23 protein-coding genes and 2 tRNA genes are annotated in these 19,738 nt (G+C 71.2%); 14 read left to right on the plus strand and 11 right to left on the minus strand.

What is annotated here, in order from left to right; translation table 11 throughout:
• Nucleotides 1-6 precede the first annotated feature (6 nt).
• A complete protein-coding gene (locus IM778_RS07750) occupies nucleotides 7-315 on the plus strand; it encodes a YciI family protein (RefSeq protein WP_194411439.1) in 309 nt (102 codons plus the stop codon).
• 6 nt (nucleotides 316-321) lie between these two features.
• Here the strand turns inward: IM778_RS07750 and IM778_RS07755 are convergent, their stop codons facing one another.
• Entirely contained in the window at nucleotides 322-2,022 is a 1,701-nt protein-coding gene (locus IM778_RS07755) for a long-chain-fatty-acid--CoA ligase (protein ID WP_194411440.1), read from the minus strand.
• 180 nt (nucleotides 2,023-2,202) lie between these two features.
• Between IM778_RS07755 and gatC the strand changes: the two genes are divergently transcribed.
• From gatC to IM778_RS07785, 6 genes are read left to right on the plus strand one after another with little or no spacing between them, the layout of a single operon-like run.
• Complete coding sequence (gatC, locus tag IM778_RS07760) at nucleotides 2,203-2,502, plus strand: Asp-tRNA(Asn)/Glu-tRNA(Gln) amidotransferase subunit GatC (protein ID WP_194411441.1); 300 nt, start codon at nucleotides 2,203-2,205, stop codon at nucleotides 2,500-2,502.
• A 9-nt stretch (nucleotides 2,503-2,511) separates the two neighbouring features.
• Nucleotides 2,512-4,047 (plus strand): Asp-tRNA(Asn)/Glu-tRNA(Gln) amidotransferase subunit GatA, encoded by a 1,536-nt coding sequence (gatA, locus tag IM778_RS07765; RefSeq protein WP_194411442.1) that lies wholly within the window; start codon nucleotides 2,512-2,514, stop codon nucleotides 4,045-4,047.
• Nucleotides 4,047-5,576 (plus strand): Asp-tRNA(Asn)/Glu-tRNA(Gln) amidotransferase subunit GatB, encoded by a 1,530-nt coding sequence (gene gatB, locus IM778_RS07770; RefSeq protein ID WP_194411443.1) that lies wholly within the window; start codon nucleotides 4,047-4,049, stop codon nucleotides 5,574-5,576. Before gatA ends, gatB begins: the two co-directional genes overlap by 1 nt.
• Nucleotides 5,577-5,627: 51 nt before the next feature.
• Nucleotides 5,628-6,893, plus strand: a complete 1,266-nt coding sequence (locus IM778_RS07775) for a DNA polymerase IV (protein WP_194411444.1) — start codon at nucleotides 5,628-5,630, stop codon at nucleotides 6,891-6,893.
• A 44-nt stretch (nucleotides 6,894-6,937) separates the two neighbouring features.
• Complete coding sequence (locus tag IM778_RS07780) at nucleotides 6,938-7,258, plus strand: hypothetical protein (protein ID WP_194411445.1); 321 nt, start codon at nucleotides 6,938-6,940, stop codon at nucleotides 7,256-7,258.
• A gap of 43 nt (nucleotides 7,259-7,301) precedes the next feature.
• The gene (locus IM778_RS07785) at nucleotides 7,302-7,826 is read left to right on the plus strand and encodes a nucleoside/nucleotide kinase family protein (RefSeq protein WP_194411777.1); all 525 of its coding nucleotides are present in this window, start codon (nucleotides 7,302-7,304) and stop codon (nucleotides 7,824-7,826) included.
• A gap of 41 nt (nucleotides 7,827-7,867) precedes the next feature.
• Here the strand turns inward: IM778_RS07785 and IM778_RS07790 are convergent, their stop codons facing one another.
• The 6 genes from IM778_RS07790 to IM778_RS07815 all read right to left on the minus strand — a co-directional run bounded on the left by IM778_RS07790 (nucleotide 7,868) and on the right by IM778_RS07815 (nucleotide 9,928).
• The gene (locus IM778_RS07790) at nucleotides 7,868-8,356 is read right to left on the minus strand and encodes a DUF2017 family protein (protein WP_194411446.1); all 489 of its coding nucleotides are present in this window, start codon (nucleotides 8,354-8,356) and stop codon (nucleotides 7,868-7,870) included.
• The gene (gene clpS, locus IM778_RS07795) at nucleotides 8,353-8,652 is read right to left on the minus strand and encodes an ATP-dependent Clp protease adapter ClpS (protein WP_194411447.1); all 300 of its coding nucleotides are present in this window, start codon (nucleotides 8,650-8,652) and stop codon (nucleotides 8,353-8,355) included. Before clpS ends, IM778_RS07790 begins: the two co-directional genes overlap by 4 nt.
• Nucleotides 8,652-8,993, minus strand: a complete 342-nt coding sequence (locus tag IM778_RS07800) for a metallopeptidase family protein (protein WP_194411448.1) — start codon at nucleotides 8,991-8,993, stop codon at nucleotides 8,652-8,654. The genes clpS and IM778_RS07800 overlap by 1 nt, the downstream gene beginning before the upstream one ends.
• A 64-nt stretch (nucleotides 8,994-9,057) precedes the next feature.
• Nucleotides 9,058-9,133: transfer RNA gene (locus IM778_RS07805), tRNA-His, on the minus strand.
• Between the two features lie 37 nt (nucleotides 9,134-9,170).
• On the minus strand, nucleotides 9,171-9,797 hold the full coding sequence (gene orn / locus IM778_RS07810; RefSeq protein WP_194411449.1) for an oligoribonuclease: 627 nt from the start codon (nucleotides 9,795-9,797) through the stop codon (nucleotides 9,171-9,173).
• A gap of 58 nt (nucleotides 9,798-9,855) precedes the next feature.
• Nucleotides 9,856-9,928, minus strand: a tRNA-Arg gene (locus tag IM778_RS07815).
• Between the two features lie 107 nt (nucleotides 9,929-10,035).
• Between IM778_RS07815 and IM778_RS07820 the strand changes: the two genes are divergently transcribed.
• A complete protein-coding gene (locus IM778_RS07820; protein WP_194411450.1) occupies nucleotides 10,036-10,248 on the plus strand; it encodes a methyltransferase in 213 nt (70 codons plus the stop codon).
• A gap of 49 nt (nucleotides 10,249-10,297) precedes the next feature.
• Here the strand turns inward: IM778_RS07820 and yczE are convergent, their stop codons facing one another.
• Nucleotides 10,298-10,930 (minus strand): membrane protein YczE, encoded by a 633-nt coding sequence (yczE, locus tag IM778_RS07825; RefSeq protein WP_194411778.1) that lies wholly within the window; start codon nucleotides 10,928-10,930, stop codon nucleotides 10,298-10,300.
• Nucleotides 10,931-10,992: 62 nt separating this feature from the next.
• On the opposite strand from yczE, the gene yczR reads away from it, so the two are divergent.
• Nucleotides 10,993-12,417, plus strand: coding sequence for a MocR-like transcription factor YczR (gene yczR, locus IM778_RS07830; protein WP_194411451.1), 1,425 nt, complete (start codon nucleotides 10,993-10,995; stop codon nucleotides 12,415-12,417).
• Nucleotides 12,418-12,424: 7 nt separating this feature from the next.
• Here the strand turns inward: yczR and IM778_RS07835 are convergent, their stop codons facing one another.
• Nucleotides 12,425-12,688, minus strand: a complete 264-nt coding sequence (locus IM778_RS07835) for a hypothetical protein (RefSeq protein ID WP_228484804.1) — start codon at nucleotides 12,686-12,688, stop codon at nucleotides 12,425-12,427.
• A gap of 223 nt (nucleotides 12,689-12,911) precedes the next feature.
• Here IM778_RS07835 and IM778_RS07840 point away from each other — a divergent pair, with 223 nt between their 5' ends.
• The 4 genes from IM778_RS07840 to IM778_RS07855 all read left to right on the plus strand — a co-directional run bounded on the left by IM778_RS07840 (nucleotide 12,912) and on the right by IM778_RS07855 (nucleotide 16,353).
• On the plus strand, nucleotides 12,912-13,466 hold the full coding sequence (locus tag IM778_RS07840; protein WP_194411452.1) for a single-stranded DNA-binding protein: 555 nt from the start codon (nucleotides 12,912-12,914) through the stop codon (nucleotides 13,464-13,466).
• A gap of 46 nt (nucleotides 13,467-13,512) precedes the next feature.
• The gene (locus IM778_RS07845) at nucleotides 13,513-14,049 is read left to right on the plus strand and encodes a DUF6993 domain-containing protein (protein ID WP_228484805.1); all 537 of its coding nucleotides are present in this window, start codon (nucleotides 13,513-13,515) and stop codon (nucleotides 14,047-14,049) included.
• Between the two features lie 110 nt (nucleotides 14,050-14,159).
• A complete protein-coding gene (gene ettA / locus IM778_RS07850) occupies nucleotides 14,160-15,839 on the plus strand; it encodes an energy-dependent translational throttle protein EttA (protein WP_194411453.1) in 1,680 nt (559 codons plus the stop codon).
• Nucleotides 15,832-16,353 (plus strand): acyl-CoA thioesterase, encoded by a 522-nt coding sequence (locus IM778_RS07855; RefSeq protein ID WP_194411454.1) that lies wholly within the window; start codon nucleotides 15,832-15,834, stop codon nucleotides 16,351-16,353. Before ettA ends, IM778_RS07855 begins: the two co-directional genes overlap by 8 nt.
• A gap of 4 nt (nucleotides 16,354-16,357) precedes the next feature.
• Here the strand turns inward: IM778_RS07855 and IM778_RS07860 are convergent, their stop codons facing one another.
• Nucleotides 16,358-17,227, minus strand: a complete 870-nt coding sequence (locus tag IM778_RS07860) for an acyl-CoA thioesterase (protein ID WP_194411781.1) — start codon at nucleotides 17,225-17,227, stop codon at nucleotides 16,358-16,360.
• A 101-nt stretch (nucleotides 17,228-17,328) separates the two neighbouring features.
• On the opposite strand from IM778_RS07860, the gene IM778_RS07865 reads away from it, so the two are divergent.
• Nucleotides 17,329-18,006: a DUF8185 domain-containing protein gene (locus IM778_RS07865; RefSeq protein ID WP_194411455.1), complete on the plus strand. Its 678-nt coding sequence runs from the start codon at nucleotides 17,329-17,331 to the stop codon at nucleotides 18,004-18,006.
• A 61-nt stretch (nucleotides 18,007-18,067) separates the two neighbouring features.
• Here IM778_RS07865 and IM778_RS07870 read toward each other — a convergent pair whose 3' ends face one another.
• On the minus strand, nucleotides 18,068-19,732 hold the full coding sequence (locus IM778_RS07870; RefSeq protein WP_194411456.1) for an FAD-binding dehydrogenase: 1,665 nt from the start codon (nucleotides 19,730-19,732) through the stop codon (nucleotides 18,068-18,070).
• Nucleotides 19,733-19,738: the final 6 nt, after the last annotated feature.

The following is a 19,738-nucleotide window of genomic DNA, read 5'->3' on the forward strand; positions in this document are numbered from 1 at the left end:
CGACCTATGAGCGAGTGGCTCTACCGCCTCGTGCCGACGCGACCCGAGATGGTGACCGCACCTACCGCGGCGGAACAGGATGTCGTCGCCGCGCATTTCGAGTATCTGGTCGGCCTGCGCGATCGCGGCATCCTGATCCTCGCCGGGCGCACGCAGGAGGAGGGCGGCACTTTCGGGATCACGATCTTCGAAGCCGACGACGAGCGCGCGGCGCGCGCGGTGATGGATGCCGATCCCGGCGTGTCGGGCGGAGTCTTCGCGGCGACACTGCACCCCTATGCGGTCGCGGTGGCTCGCGACGGGCTGGCGGGCTGAGCCGCGCTATCGTCCGGTCGTGAGCGTCAGCAGGCGCTCTCGCACCTGACGGCGCAGCACCTTGCCGATCAGCGACTTCGGCAGCTCGTCCACGACGAACACGCGCCGCGGCACTTTGTACGGCGTCAGGATGCCGCGCGCGAACTCGCGGACGGCCTCGACGTCGATCTCTTCGCCCGGTGAGGCGACGATGGCGGCGACGACCTCTTCGCCCGAGTGCTCGTCCGGCAGCCCCACGACGGCGGCGTCCTCGACCCGCGGGTGCTGCCGGAGCACGCTCTCGACCTCGGTCGGCGCGACGTTGAACCCGCCCGTGATGATGAGCTCCTTGATGCGGTCGACGATCCGCACGAAGCCGGCGTCGTCGATCGTGACGATGTCGCCGGTGCGGTACCAGCCGTCGACGAAGACCGCCTCGGTCTCTTCGGGCTTGCCGTAGTAGCCGCTGAACACCTGCGGCCCGCGCACCACCAGCTCGCCGCGTTCACCCGGCGGCACGTCGGTCGTGGGGTCGTCGGGGTCGACGACGCGGCATTCGGTGCCGGGAAGCGGCAACCCGACCGTCCCGGGCACGCGGTTGTCGGCGACGGGGTTCGCCATGAGCACGGGGGAGCACTCGCTCAGGCCGTAGCCCTCGACGAGGTAGCCGCCCGAGGCGGCCTCGAACGGCACCACGAGCTCGTGCGGAAGCGCCATCGCGCCCGAGATCGCGACCTGGGTTCCCGCCAGGGATACACCCTTCTCCTGCGCCACCTTCAGCAGCCGGTCCGCGATGGGCGGAACGAGCGGGAGGAACGTCGCGGGGTGCTTCTCGGTCACCTCGAGCACCATGTCGGGATCGAATCGCGGGAACAGCACGAGGCGGGCGCCCATCGACATCGCGAACGTCAGGCACAGCGTGAGTCCGTAGGCGTGGAACATCGGCAGCACCGCGTAGACGACGCATCCGTCGCCGCGCACGATCGACGGCACCCACGCCCGCGCCTGCGCGGCGTTGGAGAGCAGGTTGCGATGCGTCAGCGACGCGCCCTTGGGGGTGCCCGTGGTGCCGCTGGTGTACTGGATCAGCGCGAGGTCGTCGGTGGCCGGCGAGGGGTGCGTCGACGGAAGCGGCGCGGTGCCGACCACGTCCTCCCACGGCACGGTGCCGCTCACCCGTGCGTGCAGCGCGTCGCGCGCCTCGCGGGCCTTCGCGACCGGGAGCTTCAGCGCCAGGCGCGTGCCGAGCGGCATCGCCCGGGTGATGTCGACCGACACCAGTGCGGAGACGGCGAGGTCTGCGGGGAACTCCTGGATGGTCTTCACCACCTTGGTCCACACGATCGCGTGCTTCGCGCCGTGATCCTCGAACTGCTTGCGCAGCTCGCGCGGCGTGTAGAGGGGGTTGTGCTCGATCACCACCGCCCCGAGGCGCAGGATCGCGTAGAAGGCGACGATGTGCTGCGGGCAGTTCGGCAGCACGATCGCGACCGGGTCGCCCGCCTTGACACCCAGGTCGCGGAGCCCCGCAGCCGCGCGCTCGATCTGTTCGTGCAGCGAGCGGTACGACGTCGTGCGTCCGAAGAACTGCAGGGCCGGGGCATCCGGATAGTCGCGCGCGGATGCCGCCACGATGTCGACGAGAGAGCCGGTGACGGGTGCGAGGTCGCGCGGAACCCCTTCGGCGTAGCTGGCGATCCAGGGGCGCGGCGGGTCGTAGGTCGTCACGCGATCAGCCTACGCCGGGGTGGGCCGGGGCCAGTCGGGGCCGGCCCCGCTCCCAACCGGGCCGGGGCCAGTCGGGGCCGGCCCCGCTCCCAACCGGGCCGGGGCCAGTCGGGGCCGGCCCCGCTCCCAACCGGGCCGGGGCCAGTCGGGGCCGGCCCCGCTCCCAACTAGACTGTCCGGGTGTCTGAAATCACCCCCGATCTCGTGCGCCATCTCGGTGTGCTCGCCAGGATCCAGCTGAGCGACGAGGAGGTCGAGCGCCTCACGGGGCAGCTCGACGTGATCGTCGACAACATCGCGAAGGTGTCGGAGGTGGCTACGCCCGACGTGCCGGCCACGAGCCACCCCATCGCCCTGCAGAACGTGTACCGCTCGGACGTCGTGGGAGACCAGCTCACTCCGGCGCAGGTGCTTCAGAACGCACCGGATGCCGCCGACGGCCGTTTCCGCGTCACCGCCATCCTCGGCGAAGAGCAGTAAGGGACCGACGTGACCGATCTGACGAGGCTGAGCGCCGCCGCGCTCGCCGGCAAGCTCGCCGCCGGCGAGGTCTCGAGCGTGGAAGCCACCCAGGCCCACCTCGACCGCATCGAAGCCGTCGACGGCGACATCCACGCGTTCCTCCACGTGAGCGACCACGCCCTGGAGGTCGCGGCCGACATCGACCGCCGTCGCGCCGCAGGCGAGGAGCTGGGTCCGGTCGCCGGCGTGCCGCTCGCGATCAAGGACGTGCTCGTGACCACCGACATGCCGTCGACGAGCGGCTCGCGGATCCTCGAGGGCTACCTGTCGCCGTACGACGCGACCGTGGTCGCCCGCAGCCGCGCCGCCGGCCTCGTGCCGCTCGGCAAGACGAACATGGACGAGTTCGCGATGGGCTCGTCGACCGAGCACTCCGCGTTCGGCCCCACCCGCAACCCGTGGGATCTGGAGCGGATCCCCGGTGGCTCGGGAGGCGGTTCGGCCGCCGCCGTGGCGGCGTTCGAGGCGCCGCTCGCGCTCGGATCCGACACCGGCGGCTCGATCCGCCAGCCCGCGCACGTCACGGGGACCGTGGGGGTCAAGCCGACCTACGGCGGCGTGAGCCGCTACGGCGCGATCGCGCTCGCGTCGTCGCTGGACCAGGTGGGGCCGGTGACGCGCACGGTCCTCGACTCGGGCCTGCTGCACGACGTGATCGCGGGCCACGACCCGCACGACTCGACCTCGCTCGTGCACGAATGGCCGTCGTTCGCGGCGGCCGCCCGCGAGGGGGCCACCGGCGACGTGCTCAAGGGCCTCAAGGTGGGCGTCATCACCGAGCTGCCCGACAGCGGCTTCCAGCGCGGCGTGTCGGAGTCGTTCCGCGCGGCTCTCGCCGCGATGGAGGCGGCCGGTGCCGAGCTCGTCGAGATCAGTGCGCCGCACTTCGAGTACGGCGTCGCCGCGTACTACCTGATCCTCCCGGCCGAGGCATCCAGCAACCTGGCGAAGTTCGATTCGGTGCGCTTCGGGCTGCGCGTCGACGTGCCGGGCGGGACCGTCGAGGACGTCATGGCCGCCACCCGCGACGCCGGGTTCGGCGACGAGGTCAAGCGCCGCATCATCCTCGGCACGTATGCGCTGTCGGCCGGCTACTACGACGCCTACTACGGCTCCGCGCAGAAGGTGCGCACGCTCATCCAGCGCGACTTCGACGAGGCGTTCGCGCGGGTCGACGTCATCGCGACGCCGTCGGCGCCGACCACGGCGTTCAAGCTCGGCGAGAAGATCGACGACCCGCTTCAGATGTATCTGAACGACGTGACGACGATCCCCGCGAACCTCGCCGGCGTGCCCGGCATCTCGATCCCGTCAGGCATCGCGGCCGAGGACGGCCTTCCGGTCGGCATCCAGTTCCTGGCACCGGCGCGCGAAGACGTGCGCCTGTACCGCGTCGGTGCTGCCCTCGAGGCGATCCTCGTCGACTCGTGGGGCGCGCCGCTGCTCGACCGGGCGCCGCAGCTCACCCACTCGATGCTCGGCTCGAACGGAGGCGCCCGCTGATGGCGAAGGACAAGTTGATGGACTTCGACAAGGCGCTCGAGCTGTTCGAGCCGGTCCTCGGGTTCGAGGTGCACGTCGAGCTCAACACCGAGACCAAGATGTTCTCGGGCGCGGCGAATCCCGCGAACTCCGCGAACCACGGCGCCCTCCCGAACACGCTCGTCGCGCCGGTCGACATGGGCCTGCCGGGGTCGCTGCCCGTCGTCAACGAGACCGCCGTGCGCTCGTCGATCAGCCTGGGCCTTGCCCTCGGCTGCTCCATCGCGCCGTCGAGCCGGTTCGCCCGCAAGAACTACTTCTACCCGGACCTCGGCAAGAACTACCAGATCTCGCAGTACGACGAGCCCATCGCGTTCGAGGGCGAGGTCGAGGTGGAGCTCGCCGACGGCACCGTCGTGGTGGTGCCGATCGAGCGTGCGCACATGGAGGAGGATGCCGGAAAGCTGACGCACGTCGGCGGCTCGACCGGCCGCATCCAGGGCGCCGAGTACTCGCTCGTCGACTACAACCGCGCCGGCGTGCCGCTCGTCGAGATCGTCACCAAGCCGATCTTCGACACCGAGCATCGCGCACCCGAGGTGGCGAAGGCGTACGTGCAGACGATCCGTGACATCGTGCTCGCTCTCGGCATCTCGGATGCACGCATGGAGCGCGGCAACCTCCGCTGCGACGCGAACGTGTCGCTGCGTCCTCGCGCCGCGGCGGGTGAGCCCCCGGCGCCGCTCGGCACCCGCACCGAGACGAAGAACGTCAACTCGATGCGGTCGGTCGAGCGCGCGGTGCGCTACGAGATCCAGCGCCAGGCCGCGATCCTCGCGGCCGGCGGCACGATCACTCAGGAGACCCGTCACTGGCATGAGGACACCGGCACGACGTCGCCGGGTCGCCCCAAGTCGGACGCCGACGACTACCGGTACTTCCCCGAGCCCGACCTGCTGCCCGTCGTCCCGGCGCCCGAGCTGATCGAGCAGCTGCGTGCGGCGCTCCCGGAGCCGCCCGCGGCCCGGCGTCGCCGGCTGAAGGCGGACTGGGGCTTCACCGACCTGGAGTTCCAGGACGTCGCGAACGGCGGCGTGCTCGCCGAGGTCGAGGCGACGATCGCCGCGGGGGCGTCGCCGGCCGCCGCGCGCAAGTGGTGGACGGGCGAGATCGCCCGAGTCGCCAACGCCGAGGGCCGTGAGGCCTCCGACCTCGTCGCGCCTGCCCACGTCGCAGCGCTGCAGGCACTGGTGGATTCGGGCACCTTGACCGACAAGCTCGCGCGCCAGGTGCTGGAGGGGGTCATCGCCGGCGAGGGATCGCCGCAGGAGGTGGTCGATGCGCGCGGACTCGCCGTCGTCTCTGACGACGGTCCGCTCATCGCCGCCATCGACGACGCCCTCGCCTCGCAGCCGGACGTGCTCGAGAAGATCCGCGACGGCAAGGTCCAGGCCGCCGGCGCGATCATCGGCGCCGTCATGAAGGCGATGAAGGGGCAGGCCGACGCCGCGCGGGTGCGCGAGCTGATCCTGGAGCGCGCCGGGTCCTGACCGGAATCGAGCGCGTCCCGCCGTGTCGGCGGGTGGCGCGAGAATAGGACCATGGGACGCGGCGACGGAACGGGCCGGATCGTCTCACCCGAAGGTGCCGACGACAGCGGAGCCGGCATCCTCCATGTCGACATGGACGCGTTCTACGCGTCCGTGGAGCAGCTCGACGACCCGTCGCTGCGCGGCAAGCCGATCATCATCGGAGCGCCCGACGGTCGCTCGGTGGTCTCGAGCGCCTCGTACGAGGCACGGCGGTTCGGCGTCCGGTCTGCGATGCCGGTCGGTCAGGCACTGCGCCTGTGCCCTACGGCGATCGTGGTGCTGCCGCACTTCGACCGCTACCTCGAGGTGTCGACTCAGGTCATGCGGATCTTCCGCGACATCACCCCGCTGGTCGAGCCGCTCTCGATCGATGAGGCCTTCCTCGACGTACGGGGGGCGCGGCGGCTGTGGGGGAGCCCGGGCGTGATCGCACGGATGCTCCGCCAGCGGGTCCGCGACGAGACGGGCATCACGTGCAGCGTCGGCGCCGCGGCCACCAAGCACGTGGCGAAGATGGCCTCGACCATCAGCAAGCCCGACGGGATGCTGATCGTGCCCGAAGCCGACACGGCGGCCTTCCTCGCGCCGCGGCCGGTGCGCGCGCTGTGGGGCGTCGGGCCGAAGGCCGCCGAGGCGCTCGAGGCCTGCGGCATCCGCACCATCGCCGACGTGCTCGAGACGCCGCGCGGAGTCCTCGACCGCGCGCTCGGCAACGCCATGGGCGACCGCGTCTGGCATCTCGCCCGCGGCATCGACGCGCGCGAGGTCGACACGCGCCGGGTCGAGAAGAGCGTCGGGCACGAAGAGACCTTTCACCACGACATCGCCGACGAGGCGATCCTCCGCGCCGAGTTGCGGCGGCTCGCCGACCGCGTGGGGGCACGACTGCGCAGCGGCGGCTGGGAAGCCTCCACGATCGCGATCAAGGTGCGCTTCGCGGACTTCACGACGATCTCGCGCTCGCAGACGCTGCCGGAGCCGACCGCGGTGGGCCAGCGCATCGGCGATGCCGCGTACGAGCTCTTCTCGTCCCTGGAGCGGACGATGCCGGTGCGCCTGATCGGCGTGCGCGGCGAGCGGCTGCGCCCGGCCGGAGCCGCGATGCCGGCGCTGTGGGACGACGACGAGGAGTGGCGCCGCGTCGAGGACGCCCTCGACGGCGCCGCCGAGAAGTTCGGCCGCGGCGTCATCACACGGGCGACGCTCCTCGGCAGGACCCGTGGCGGCGCCGGATTGCCGTCCAGCCGGCCGGCGCCGCGTCTGGACTCGGAGTGACGGCACGGGTGTGCAGCCGAGCCTGCGCCCGCTACCGTTGACGCATGCCCAACATCGCACTGGAACTCGGCAAGCAATCGGCGGAGCTCGGCGTCAGGAGCGCGTACGGCGACCAGCAGGATGTCGACGGCATCCGTCTCATCCCCGTCGCGCTGACGTGGTCAGGATTCGGCGGCGGCTCGGACGAGGCCGGCAACGGCGGCGGGGGCGGGGGAGGCTACGCGATCCCGATCGGCGCGTACATCCGCCGCGGCGACGATCTGCGGTTCGAGCCGAACATCGTGGCGCTGCTCACCGTGGCCGTGCCGTTCGTATTCTTCGCCGGTCGCGCGCTCAGCCGTGTCATCCGCGCCCTCAAGAAGTAGCGCGGACCCGGTCGCGACGGCACTCGATGCCGCGGTGGGCCACCTGGTCCGCGCGGTGACGGCTGTCGCGGCATCCAACCCCGTCGTCCTCATCGACGGCCGCAGCGGTGCGGGCAAGTCATCCCTCGCACGTGCTCTCGTCGCACGGTGGCCGCTGGCGGGGCGCGTGCAGTCGGTCGCACTCGACTCCCTCTACCCGGGATGGGACGGTCTGGACGAGGGGGTGGGGCTTGCGCGGGAGCAGATCCTCGTGCCGCACGCCCGCGGGCTCATCGGGGTATGGCAGAGATGGGACTGGCAGGCGGGCGTTCCGGCCGAGGCTCATGCGGTGGATCCGGCACTGCCGCTGATCGTGGAGGGCGTCGGGATCCTGACCCCCGCGACGGCGGGTCTCGGCGACGTGCGGGTGTGGCTCGAATCGCCGACGGCATCCCGGCGACATCGCGCCCTCACCCGTGACGGCGAGGCGTACCGACCCCACTGGGAGCGATGGGCCCGGCAGGAGGAGCGCCACCTCCGGCGCGACGAGCCCACGCGGCTCGCCACGCACGTGTTCGCGGTGCCGTGACCGGCACGCGCCCATCCGCCTGCGGGCGCGGTCCGGGCGATTCAGTCGACGTCGACGGCGGCGACGAGACCGTCGAGCCGGTATCCGAGCCAGTCGTAGATGCCGAAGTGGGGATCGTCGGGGTCGTGATCCTCGGCGACCTCGATGCCGAGGCGGCTCGCGAGGACCAGGCGGATCGCGGCGAGCGTCCGCAGCCAGGCTTGCGCACTCAGCGGATCGAGCCGGATGTGCACCTGTTCCAGCAGCGCGGGGTCGTCGAGATCCTCGGGAAGGGACGCTGAGTCGCCGAGCGTTTCGAGCACGCGCTCGGCGTCGTCGCGCCGCCGGTCGAGGAGATCCGCCTCGGTGAGCCGTCGGAACTCGCGTGCCGCCTCCTCGTCGTCGTAGGCGGCGGGCACGAGCCGCGCGATGGCCGGATCGCCGTCGTCGCCGATCGAGTCCTGCAGGAGCTCGCCGAACTGGACGACGAGGCGCGCCAGGTGCGCGGCCTCGATGCGCGAGAGTTCGAGCACCACGATGCGCGCGCTCATCGGGGAGCCTGCCGAACCGTGGCCCACAAGCCGTAGTCGTGCATGGCCTGCGCGTGCATCTCCATCTTCTCGCGGGGTCCTTCGGCGACGACGGCGTGGCCCTCGTTGTGGACGGCGAGCATCAGGCGCTCCGCTTCGGCGCGGGGGAACCCGAAGTACTCGCGGAATACGTGCGTCACATAGCTCATGAGGTTCACCGGGTCGTCCCATACGACGGTCTGCCAGGGGCGCGCGGGGTCGGTCCTTCCGTCGAGATCGGTCCGCTCGTCGACGGCCGGGGTCGTGATCGGCGTCATCACGCCCACCCCAGCTCGTGAAGCCGGTCGTCGTCGATGCCGTAGAAGTGGGCGATCTCATGCACCAGCGTGGTGTGGACCTCGTCACGCAGCGCGTTCTCGTCGTCGCAGGCCGCCAGATGCGACTCGCGGTAGACGATGATGCGATCCGGCAGCTCGCCGATGCCGTACCGCTCCCGCTCGGTCAGGGCCCACCCGTCGTACAGCCCCAGCAGGTCGAGGCTGCCGTCCTCTGGGCGATCCTCGACCACGAAGACGACGTTGTCGAGCCCTCCGACCATGTCGTCGGGGAGGGCGTCGAGCTCGTCGATCACGAGCTGCTCGAAGGTCGCGGCATCCATCTCCATCATGATGCCTCGCGTGAATGCGATCGGGGCGCACGCCGTGCGCCCCGATCGTCGGAACTGGGGTGAGTAACGGGACTTGAACCCGCGGCCCCCTGGACCACAACCAGGTGCTCTACCAACTGAGCTATACCCACCATGTCTCCCGCCTGCGCGGGCAACCAGAAGATTCTCTCACATCTCGGGGGCGAACGACGACACGATGGAGGCCGCGACCGCCCGCGCACCATCGCTGGTCGGACCCGGCTCGGGCACGAAGACCGCCTGACGGTAGTACGCCAGTTCGCGGATGGACTCGAGGATGTCGGCGAGGGCCCGGTGGCCGCCGTCCTTGGCCGGCGCGTGGATGTACGCGCGGGGGTACCAGCGCCGCGAGAGCTCCTTGATGCTCGACACGTCCACGTTGCGGTAGTGCAGCCAGCGGTCGACCCGGGGCATGTACTTCGCGAGGAACATGCGGTCGGTGCCGATCGTGTTGCCGGCGAGCGGCGCCTTGCCTTCCTGCGGCACGAACCGCTGGATGTACTCCAGGACCTGGAACTCGGCGTCGGCCACGCTCACGCCGCCGGGGATCTCGTCGAGGAGCCCGGAGTGACGGTGCATGTTGGTCACGAACTCGCTCATGTTCTCGAGCGCCGACGCGTCGGGTCTGATCACGATGTGGAATCCGGGGTCGAGAGGGCGCAGTTCGAAGTCGGTCACCACGACCGCGATCTCGACCAGTTCGTCGACCGCGAGGTCGAGCCCTGTCATCTCGCAGTCGATCCAGACGAGTCGGTCGTTGTCGGATGCCCCCACCATGTGCTCCATCCTATTGACGCCCCAGACAGCGGGCTCGGCCGTGACGCCGAGCCCGTCGCCCCTCCGGGAGGATTCGAACCCCCGACCTTGCGGGTAGAAGCCGCTCGCTCTGTCCCCTGAGCTACGGAGGGAAGGGTGGTCTCCCAGGTTACCGGGTCGGGCGCGAGCGCCGCGGACCCTGGTATCCGGGCGCGCCCCGGCGTAGCGTCGGTCGCGGAAGCACCGAAAGGAGATCGCGATGAGCACCACGCAGACGCACCACGCCCTCTGGGTCGCCTATGGCACATCGGGCGTCGCCGGAAGCATCCGAAAGGACGATGGCGGATACACCGTGACGATGGCGGGCGCGGACGGTGCCGCGGGCACGTATCCGTCGATGGAGATCGCCAAGAGCGCGCTGCACGCCCGCATGGCGCCGGGGAGCGACTGGCCGCAGTTCCGCGAGCACTGACCTCCGCCGCGGCGCACGTGCGCTCCTGGCGCCGCCGCGCCGCGCGCGATCAGGCCGCCGGCTGCGCCGAGCCCGACGCGGGCTCGGCCACGGCGGCGGTCCGCGGAGTGCGCCGCGTGTCGAGGAGCGGCAGGGCGAGGTGCACGAGCGGGCCGATGAGCACGGCGAACAGCACGGTGCCGATGCCGACGGTGCCGCCCAGGAGCCACCCCACGGCCAGCACCGAGAGCTCGACGATCGCGCGGCACAGCCAGATCGGCCAGCCGAGCCTCGCGTGCATGCCCGTCATGAGGCCGTCGCGCGGTCCGGGGCCGAAGTGCGCTCCGATGTAGAGACCGGATGCCACGGCCACGACGACGATGCCGGCCAGGAGCACCGCCACCTGGGCGAGAAGTCCGCTGACGGGTGGGACGACGGCGAGCACGAGTTGCATGCTGGTCCCGACGAGCAGGATGTTCGCGACCGTGCCGACTCCGGGCTTCTGCCGCAGGGGGATCCACAGCAGGAGCACGAAGAATCCGACGATGTTCGTGATCCAGCCGATGCCGACGCCGGTGCGCACCGAGAGGCCCTGCGCGAACACCGTCCACGGGTCGACGCCGAGGCCGGCCTCGACCGTCAGGGCGCAGCCGGCGCCGTAGAGGAACAGTCCCACCAGCAGTTGGATCACGCGACGTGGCATGTCAGCCATCCAATCGCAGAATTGGCTCGTGCTGACCGGTCCAATATGACTACGCTGGCCTCATGGACTCCCGCATCTCGGCCCGCGCACTCGCCGTCGCGCTCGGTGGGTGGCGCACGCGCGAGCCGGCGTACGAGGCGCTGGCCGACGGCATCCGTCTGCTGTGCCTCGACAACCGGCTCGCCCCACGTACGGCTCTGCCTGCCGAGCGCGAACTGGCCGCGGCGCTGCAGCTGAGCCGGAGCACGGTCGCGGCGGCGTACCGCAGCCTGCGCGACACCGGCCACATCTCGAGCCTGCGGGGATCCGGGAGCGTCACGCTGCCGCTGGGCCGGCGGGAGCCCGGTCGCGTCACGGCGCTCGAGGGCATGTTGGACCTGCAGCAGGCCAGTCCGCCGGCGTGGCCGGGCCTCGCCGGCGTCATCGGCGAGGTCGCGAGCACCGCGCCGGCGCTGGTCGCCCGGGTGGGGTACGACGTGCTGGGCCGCATCGAACTGCGCAGCGCGATCGCCGAGCGATACACGCAGCGAGGCATCCCGACCGAGCCGGGCGAGGTGCTGGTGACGACGGGAGCGCAAAGCGCGATCCACCTCATCGCCTCCGTGCTGATCGGCCGAGGGGACCGCGTGCTTGTCGAGACGCCGACGTACCCGCACGCCGTGGACGCGCTGCGAGGCGCCGGCGCCCGCCTCGTCGGCGTGCCGGTGACCACCGGCGGCGGGTGGGACCTGGACCGGGCCGAGCAGGCATTCGGCCGCACGCTGCCGGTGATGGCCTACCTCATGCCCGACTTCCAGAACCCGACGGGCCGGAGCATGACCACGCGGGAGCGGGAGGCCATGCTGCTCGCGGGGGAGCGGGCCGGCGCGGTGATCGTGCTCGACGAGACCACCGCCGATCTCGACATCGACCGCGCGCCGATCGCCTCCGGGTTCGACGGCTCCGAGCCCGGCACCGTGGTGCGGATCGGGTCGCTCGGCAAGACGGTGTGGGGCGGTCTTCGGGTGGGGTGGGTGCGCGCCGACGGTGATCTGATCCGCCGGCTCGTTGCCGCCAGACCCACCCACGACCTCGGGACGCCCGAGTTCGAGCAGGCGGTCGCCACGCGGCTCCTGGCCGGCTTTCCCGAGATCCTCGAGCAGCGATCGAGCCTGCTCCGGGAGGGCCGCGACGCGCTGGTGCGCGCCGTCCGCGAGGAACTGCCGGCCTGGAGTGTGCCGGAGGTCCACGGCGGAGTCTCGCTGTGGGTCGAGCTGGACGCACCGCTCAGCTCGGGTCTCGTGCTGGCGGCACGGTCTCACGGCGTGCTGCTCAGCGCTGGTCCGCGCTTCTCGATCGAGGGAGGCCACGACCGCCATCTGCGATTGCCGTTCACGGCTCCGCCGGAGGAGCTCACCCGTGCGGTGCGCGTGCTCGCCGACGTGTGGGACAGAGTCACGGCGGAGGCGCCGAGCGGTCTGATCGATCGCGTGGGTGCACTGGTCTGAGAAGTGCTCAGCGCGCGAACCGCAGGCAGTCGACCGCGTCGTCGGGGCTCCAGAAGTCGCCGAGATCGCGGAACGCGCGGGACGCCGCATGGAATCGTCGTGCGCGGAATCTCATGCCGCTGCCGTCGGGCACGGCCTGGACGTGCCCGAGCACGCGGCCCGACCTGTCGAGCACGCGCCAGAGCGAGGGCGCGGCGGACGCGAGCCGCACATCGGCGCCGCGCGCCAGGACGGGTGTGCTGTGCAGTGCTGCTTCGATCGTCGTCATCATGCTCTCTCCTTCTGAGTCGAAGATAGCTTCGAGGTCCGACATCGCCGCGCCCGCTGCCGGCTCCTCCACAGCGGCCGTCCGCAACCGACTTTCCCCAGATCGCGTCGGCGCGTCGGATGCCGCGGCGCGGCGGCGCGATCGTAGGTGCACCGCCGGCGTCCTCGGGCACGGGACGCCGGCGGGACCGGGGACCGTCCTCGGTCACGCAACGAGAGGAAGCGCCATGGGCGACAGCATCACGATCACGGGGAACGTCGCGACGCCCCCGGAGTTCAAGAGGACGCCGACAGGTGTCGCGATCACGACGTTCCGCGTGGCCAGCACTCAGCGACGCCACGACCCGGCCACGGGCGCGTGGAGCGACGCGGGGACCAACTGGTACACCGTGTCGGCGTTCCGCGGGCTCGCCGATCACGCGTTCCACTCCCTCAGCAAGGGCGATCGCGTCATCCTGACCGGCCGGCTGCGCCTGCGCGAATGGGACAACGGCACGCGGAAGGGCATCTCGGTCGAGATCGACGCCGAAGCGCTCGGACACGACCTGCTGTGGGGCACGACGACGTTCACGAAGGACGAACGGTCGGCGCGTGCCGAGCGGGACTCGTCGTGGGCGCCCCCGGCGCCGGAGGACGCCTGGGCCGCTCCCGGCGTGGCGTCGTCCGCGGATGCCCCGGCGACCGCGCAGGCGGCGGAGGAGGGCGCCGCTGCGCAGCCCGTCCTCGCCGGCGCGGCCGGTCCGGGGCCCGAGAGCGGAAGCGACGCGGACGTGCCGTTCTGACCGGGTTGCGGGGCGGTTCCGAGGTGGCGGGCTCTAGACTCTCCCCGTGTCCCGACATTCGGCCCGCCCCGGGCGCTCGCGTATCTCGGCACGCTCCCGTGCCGGCGCCGCTCTGGCCGCGGTGATCCTCGGCCTTGCGCTGGCCGGCTGCATGGCGACGCCCGTGCCTGATCCGTCCGCGGATCCGACCGGTTCCGGATCACCGACGAACGGGCCGAGCACGAGCCCGACGGGCACCGCGGCTCCCGAGCCGACGCTGGTGCCCGACGGCACCGCTGCCGACAACCTGCCCTTCTTCGCGGCCATCACAGCGTCGGTCTGGGCATCGGAGGGCCGTGCCACCGGTCGTGCGTACGTGGACGCGCTGGTCGCGGCCGGCTTCGACAAGGCCGCCATGCAGGTCACGCGCGACCACTCGACCGTCGGAAATCCAGCCGAGAGCATCCAATTCTCGGTGCGCTGGGGCGAGGAATGCCTGATCGGCCAGGTCGGTCCCGCCACCGGTGATCCGGTCACCGTCGTGGTGCCTGTGCTCGCCGAGGGGACGTGCCTGGTCGGACAGACCCGGCCGATCGACTGGTGACGCGGCGTCGGCATGCGGCCGCCGGCATCCGCTGGACCGGTCGTGCCCTCGCCGGCGGCCGGTAGGCTGGGACGCTGACCTCTGTTGTCCCAAGGAGAACTGACACCCGCATGGCTGAGTACATCTACCAGATGGTCCGAGCGCGCAAGGCGGTCGGCGAGAAGCTGATCCTCGACGACGTCACGATGGCGTTCCTGCCGGGTGCGAAGATCGGCATGGTCGGCCCGAACGGCGCCGGCAAGTCGACGATCCTGAAGATCATGGCCGGTCTCGACCACCCGTCGAACGGCGAGGCCAAGCTGAGCCCCGGCTTCTCGGTGGGCATCCTGATGCAGGAGCCCGAACTCGACGAGACCAAGACGGTGCTCGAGAACATCCAGGACGGCATCGCGATCAAGGCGAAGGTGGATCGCTTCAACGAGATCTCGGGCCTGATGGCCGACCCCGACGCCGACTTCGACGCACTGCTCGCCGAGATGGGGGTGCTGCAGGAGGAGATCGACGCGGCCGACGCGTGGGACCTCGATTCCCAGCTCGAGCAGGCGATGGACGCCCTGCGCACGCCGCCCGGCGATGCGCAGATCGGCCCGCTCTCGGGCGGTGAGAAGCGGCGTGTCGCCCTCACGAAGCTCCTGCTGCAGAAGCCCGACCTGCTGCTCCTGGACGAGCCCACCAACCACCTCGACGCCGAGAGCGTGCTCTGGCTCGAGCAGCACCTGCAGAAGTACCCCGGCGCCGTGATCGCGATCACCCACGACCGGTACTTCCTCGACAACGTGGCCGAATGGATCGCCGAGGTCGACCGCGGCCGGCTCATCGGGTACGAGGGCAACTACTCCACCTACCTCGAGAAGAAGGCCGAGCGCCTCGCGATCCAGGGCAAGAAGGACGCGAAGCTCGCCAAGCGCCTCGCCGAGGAGCTCGAGTGGGTCCGCTCGAACGCGAAGGGACGCCAGGCGAAGTCGAAGGCCCGTCTCGCCCGTTACGAAGAGATGGCGGCGGAGGCCGACCGCACTCGCAAGCTCGACTTCGAAGAGATCCAGATTCCGCCCGGGCCGCGCCTGGGAAGCGTCGTCATCGAGGCCAAGAACCTCCAGAAGGGCTTCGACGACCGCTCGCTCATCAACGGCCTGAGCTTCACCCTGCCGCCCAACGGCATCGTCGGCGTGATCGGTCCCAACGGCGTCGGCAAGACCACGCTGTTCAAGACGATCGTCGGCCTCGAGCCGCTCGACGGCGGCCAGCTGAAGATCGGCGAGACCGTGAAGATCAGCTACGTCGACCAGTCGCGCGCGAACATCGACCCGAACAAGACGCTGTGGGAGGTCGTGTCCGACGGACTCGACATCATCACCGTCGGCAAGACCGAGATCCCGTCTCGCGCCTACGTGTCGAAGTTCGGGTTCAAGGGCCCTGATCAGCAGAAGAAGGCGGGTGTCCTCTCCGGTGGCGAGCGCAACCGCCTCAACCTCGCGCTGACGCTCAAGGAGGGCGGCAACCTGCTGCTCCTCGACGAGCCCACGAACGACCTCGACGTCGAGACGCTGCAGTCGCTCGAGAACGCGCTGCTCGAGTTCCCCGGCTGCGCCGTCGTCATCACGCACGACCGGTGGTTCCTGGACCGCATCGCGACGCACATCCTGGCCTACGAGGGGACCGACGACGCGCCCGACTCCTGGTACTGGTTCGAGGGCAACTTCGAAGCGTACGAGGCGAACAAGATCGAGCGCCTCGGACCCGACGCGGCACGCCCGCACCGCACCGCGTACCGCAAGCTGACGCGTGACTGACACGCCTTCGCCGACGGCCGCGCCGAGCGCGCGCGGCCGTCGGCTGCACCTGCCCATCCACCTCCGGTGGGGAGACCTCGACGCGTTCAACCACGTCAACAACACGGCGATGCTGAAGCTCCTCGAAGAGGCACGCGTGCGCGCCTTCTGGGCGCCGGCGACCGGCGAGGACGCGCCCGGCACCGCTGTCCTCGACTCGAGTATCTACAGCGGCGTCCTGACGCTGATCGCACGGCAAGAGATCGAGTACTTCGCGCCGGTGCCGTACCAGCGGCATCCGCTCGACGTGCAGATGTGGTTCGGCAAGCTCGGCGGATCGAGCATCGAGGTCTGCTACGAGGTGTTCAGCCCGGCCGAGACGGCGTCACCGACGCAGACTCTCTATGCCCGCGCCACCACGGTGGTCGTGAAGGTGGATGCCGCGACCGGCCGCCCGATGCGTCTCACGCCGCAGGAGCGCGCCGCCTGGTCGCCCTACCTCGGCGAGCCGCTCGGCTACGCGCACCGCCGCTGAGCCGTCAGCGCGAGGCGTCCGGTCGGGCCGCGGCATCCGGCACGCGCACCATGATCTCCTGCGCGACGGTCGCCAGCAGCACGCCGTCAGAGGAATACACGCGTCCGGTCGCCAGACCACGACCACCGCGCGCGCTCGGCGACTCCTGCACGTAGAGCATCCACTCGTCCACCCGACCGAAGCGGTGCCACCACATCGCGTGGTCGAGGCTGGCGACCTTGAGGCCGGGAGTCGCCCACGACACCCCGTGCGCACGGAGGATGGACTCCTGGATGGTGAGGTCGCTGAGGTACGCCAGCGCGGCCCGATGCGTGCCCGGGTCGTCCGGAATGGCTCGCCGCACCCGCATCCAGACCGCCTGACGCGGCTCCTGGGCGCCCTCCACCCCTGTGTAGATCGGCGACGGGATGTGACGCACGTCCACGGGACGATCGGTGAAGAACCGCTTCGACATCGGATGCACGCCGCTCAGGTGCGACTCCACGTCGGGCAGCTCTTCGGGGCCCGGAACCCCCTCGGGCATCGGCTCCTGGTGATCCAGCCCGGGGTCCTCGTCCTGGAAGGACGCGATCATCGAGAAGATCGGGACGCCTTCCTGGAAGGCCTGCGTCCGGCGCGTCGAGAAGGACCGGCCGTCGTGGATCCGGTCGACCGCGAATGTGATGCCCTTGGTCGAGTCGCCGGGGCGCAGGAAATAGCCGTGCATCGAGTGCACGACGCGCTCCTCGGGCAGGGTGCGCTCGGCGGCCACGATGGATTGTGCGAGCACCTGGCCGCCGTAGACGCGTCCGAGCGGCATCGACTGCGAGACGCCGGTGAAGATGTCTTCGGTGGTCCGCGCGTCCGACCCGTTCAGGTCCAGCACCGACAGCATCGAGGCGACGGGATCGTGCTCGAGGTCCGGCCGGGCATCGTCCACGGGTGCTCCTCTCCGGGCGGCGGCCGCCCGTTGCTCCGCTTGGTAGCTTAGGGGCGATGTCCCCGCGCCTCCTGCTCGCCGATCCCGCCTCCGCCGCCGACGCCGTCACCTTCGCCGGACGCGCCGCCCGCTTCACCGACGAGGGGGTGCGGCTGCAGGCCACGGGCGGAGTGCTGGCCATGACGGCGGCGCCTCTCGCACCGCGCGGAATCGGTGACGCGACCCCGACGGTTCTCGCGCTGCGCACGCTCGCAGCTGACCCCGAACTGGTGTGCGACCTGGTGGTCGAGGCATCCGCGCTCGCGGCCGCCGCCGACGACCCCGCCGCCGTGGTGCTCCCCGAGACCGCGCTCTCACCCCCGTGGGCGGGCATCTCCCCGCCCCGATCGGGGTGGGTGCAGCGAGACGACCTCGAGGCGTCTGCGCTCGCGGCCAAGGCGCAGGGCGGCATCGCCCGCGTGGCCGACAGTGTGCCGACGGATGCCGGAGAAGACGTGGTGCGCGCGGTGCGCGCGGCCGTGTGGGGAGCCCCCGACGACGAGCTGGGGGGCCTCCCGCTCGGAGCCGCGTTCGCGGCGCTCAGCATGGGGTTCATCAGCGGCGGGGAGGCGGCGCGCGTCTTCGTCAGCGGACCGTGGACGCGCGTCAGCCTGCAGCGCGGTCACGTCCTCGTGCGGGGCCCGGTGGCCGTCGGGCTCACGCCGGTGCGTCGCACCGGCTCCACCGGACGCTGAGCGGCACCGTCAGACCGGCGCGGCGGCCGAGTGCCCTCGGGAGGCTCACACCAGGACCGGATCACACCGCGGCCGCGGCCGCGCGGCCCGCCGCGCGACCCGAGAACAGACAGCCGCCGACGAACGTGCCCTCCAGGGCGCGGTAGCCATGCACGCCACCGCCCCCGAAGCCGCTCGCCTCGCCGGCGGCGTAGAGGCCGGGCACCGGCTCGCCCGTCGCTGCGAGGGCGCGCGCCGAGAGGTCGGTCTCGATGCCGCCGAGGGATTTGCGCGTCAGCACGTGGAGCTTCACGGCGATGAGCGGCCCGGCGGCGGGGTCGAGGATGCGGTGCGGCGTCGCGGTGCGGATCAGCTTGTCGCCGCGGAACGCGCGCGCCGATCGCAGCATCGCGATCTGGGCATCCTTGGTGAAGTCGTTGTCGATCTCCCGATCGCGGGCCTCGATCTCGAACCGCACGCGCTCCGCGTCCAGGGCCTCGCCTCCGGGCAGCGCCCGCATGCCCGCGATCAGGTCGTCGAGGTCGTCGCGGACGACGAAGTCTGCGCCCCGGTCCATGAACGCCTGCACCGGCCCGGCCGCCCCCTTGCCGAGCCGCGACTTCGCGAGCAGCCGCACGTCCTTGCCTGTCAGATCGGGGTTCTGCTCGCTGCCCGAGAGGGTGAACTCCTTCTCGATGATCTTCTGCGACAGCACGAACCACGAGTGGTCGTGCCCGGTCGCGCGCAGGTGCGCCAGCGTGCCGAGCGTGTCGAACCCGGGGAACAGCGGCACCGGCAGTCGCGTGCCCGTCGCGTCGAGCCACACCGAGGAGGGACCGGGCAGGATCCGGATGCCGTGATTCGGCCACACCGGATCCCAGTTCTGGATGCCCTCGACGTAGTGCCACATGCGATCGCCGTTGATGAGCCGGGCGCCGGCCGTCTCGCTCACCTTCTGCATGGATCCGTCGACGTAGGCGGGAACGCCGGCGACCATCGTCGCAGGCGCCGGGCCGAGCCGCTCGGGCCACCACTGCCGCACCATGTCGTGGTTGCCGCCGATGCCGCCCGACGCGACGATCGTGGCGCCGGCCGTGATGGCGAACGTGTCGACGACCTCGCGCGAGGTCGCGACGCCGCGCGCAGCGCCCGAAGGTGCGAGCACGTCGCCCTCCGCGCCGGTCACCGCGCCGCCCGACATCGTCAGCGTGGTCACGCGGTGACGGGGGAGGATCGTGACTCGGCCCGCGGCTTCGCCCGCCTCGACGGCGGCCTGGAACGGCGCGACGAGGCCCGGTCCGGTGCCCCACGTGATGTGGAAGCGGGGCACGGAGTTGCCCGGGCCGGTGGCGGTGTAGCCGCCGCGCTCTGCCCACCCGACGATCGGGAAGAACCCGACGCCCTTCTGCCGCAGCCACGAGCGCTTCTCGCCGTGGGCGAACTGCAGGTACGCCTCGGCCCACCGGCGCGGCCAGAGGTCTTCCTCACGGTCGAACCCCGCGTTGCCGAACCAGTCCTGCCGCGCGAGTTCGAGCGAGTCGCGCACGCCGAGGCGTCGCTGCTCGGGGGAGTCGATGAAGAACAGACCGCCGAACGACCACCAGGCCTGGCCGCCGAGGTTCGATCGCGGCTCCTGGTCGATGATCGTGACGCGCTTGCCGGAGGCGATGGCCTCGCTCGCGGCGACGAGGCCGGCCAGGCCCCAGCCGATGACGAGGACGTCGGTGGTGTGCGGGGCGGGCGGCATGTCGAC

Source organism: Microbacterium cremeum, assembly GCF_015277855.1.
Taxonomy (GTDB): Bacteria; Actinomycetota; Actinomycetes; order Actinomycetales; family Microbacteriaceae; genus Microbacterium; species Microbacterium cremeum.

What these genes read in the sequence shown, in the direction of transcription:
- IM778_RS07750 (WP_194411439.1), top strand. Translation starts at nt 7, where the DNA reads ATGAGCGAGTGGCTCTACCGCCTCGTGCCGACGCGACCCGAGATGGTG.
- gatB (WP_194411443.1), top strand. Translation starts at nt 4,047, where the DNA reads ATGGCGAAGGACAAGTTGATGGACTTCGACAAGGCGCTCGAGCTGTTC.
- IM778_RS07775 (WP_194411444.1), top strand. Translation starts at nt 5,628, where the DNA reads ATGGGACGCGGCGACGGAACGGGCCGGATCGTCTCACCCGAAGGTGCC.
- IM778_RS07780 (WP_194411445.1), top strand. Translation starts at nt 6,938, where the DNA reads ATGCCCAACATCGCACTGGAACTCGGCAAGCAATCGGCGGAGCTCGGC.
- IM778_RS07790 (WP_194411446.1), bottom strand. Translation starts at nt 8,356, where the DNA reads ATGAGCGCGCGCATCGTGGTGCTCGAACTCTCGCGCATCGAGGCCGCG.
- clpS (WP_194411447.1), bottom strand. Translation starts at nt 8,652, where the DNA reads ATGACGCCGATCACGACCCCGGCCGTCGACGAGCGGACCGATCTCGAC.
- IM778_RS07800 (WP_194411448.1), bottom strand. Translation starts at nt 8,993, where the DNA reads ATGGATGCCGCGACCTTCGAGCAGCTCGTGATCGACGAGCTCGACGCC.
- orn (WP_194411449.1), bottom strand. Translation starts at nt 9,797, where the DNA reads ATGGTGGGGGCATCCGACAACGACCGACTCGTCTGGATCGACTGCGAG.
- IM778_RS07820 (WP_194411450.1), top strand. Translation starts at nt 10,036, where the DNA reads ATGAGCACCACGCAGACGCACCACGCCCTCTGGGTCGCCTATGGCACA.
- yczE (WP_194411778.1), bottom strand. Translation starts at nt 10,930, where the DNA reads ATGCCACGTCGCGTGATCCAACTGCTGGTGGGACTGTTCCTCTACGGC.
- yczR (WP_194411451.1), top strand. Translation starts at nt 10,993, where the DNA reads ATGGACTCCCGCATCTCGGCCCGCGCACTCGCCGTCGCGCTCGGTGGG.
- IM778_RS07835 (WP_228484804.1), bottom strand. Translation starts at nt 12,688, where the DNA reads ATGATGACGACGATCGAAGCAGCACTGCACAGCACACCCGTCCTGGCG.
- IM778_RS07840 (WP_194411452.1), top strand. Translation starts at nt 12,912, where the DNA reads ATGGGCGACAGCATCACGATCACGGGGAACGTCGCGACGCCCCCGGAG.
- ettA (WP_194411453.1), top strand. Translation starts at nt 14,160, where the DNA reads ATGGCTGAGTACATCTACCAGATGGTCCGAGCGCGCAAGGCGGTCGGC.
- IM778_RS07860 (WP_194411781.1), bottom strand. Translation starts at nt 17,227, where the DNA reads ATGCTGTCGGTGCTGGACCTGAACGGGTCGGACGCGCGGACCACCGAA.
- IM778_RS07865 (WP_194411455.1), top strand. Translation starts at nt 17,329, where the DNA reads ATGTCCCCGCGCCTCCTGCTCGCCGATCCCGCCTCCGCCGCCGACGCC.
- IM778_RS07870 (WP_194411456.1), bottom strand. Translation starts at nt 19,732, where the DNA reads ATGCCGCCCGCCCCGCACACCACCGACGTCCTCGTCATCGGCTGGGGC.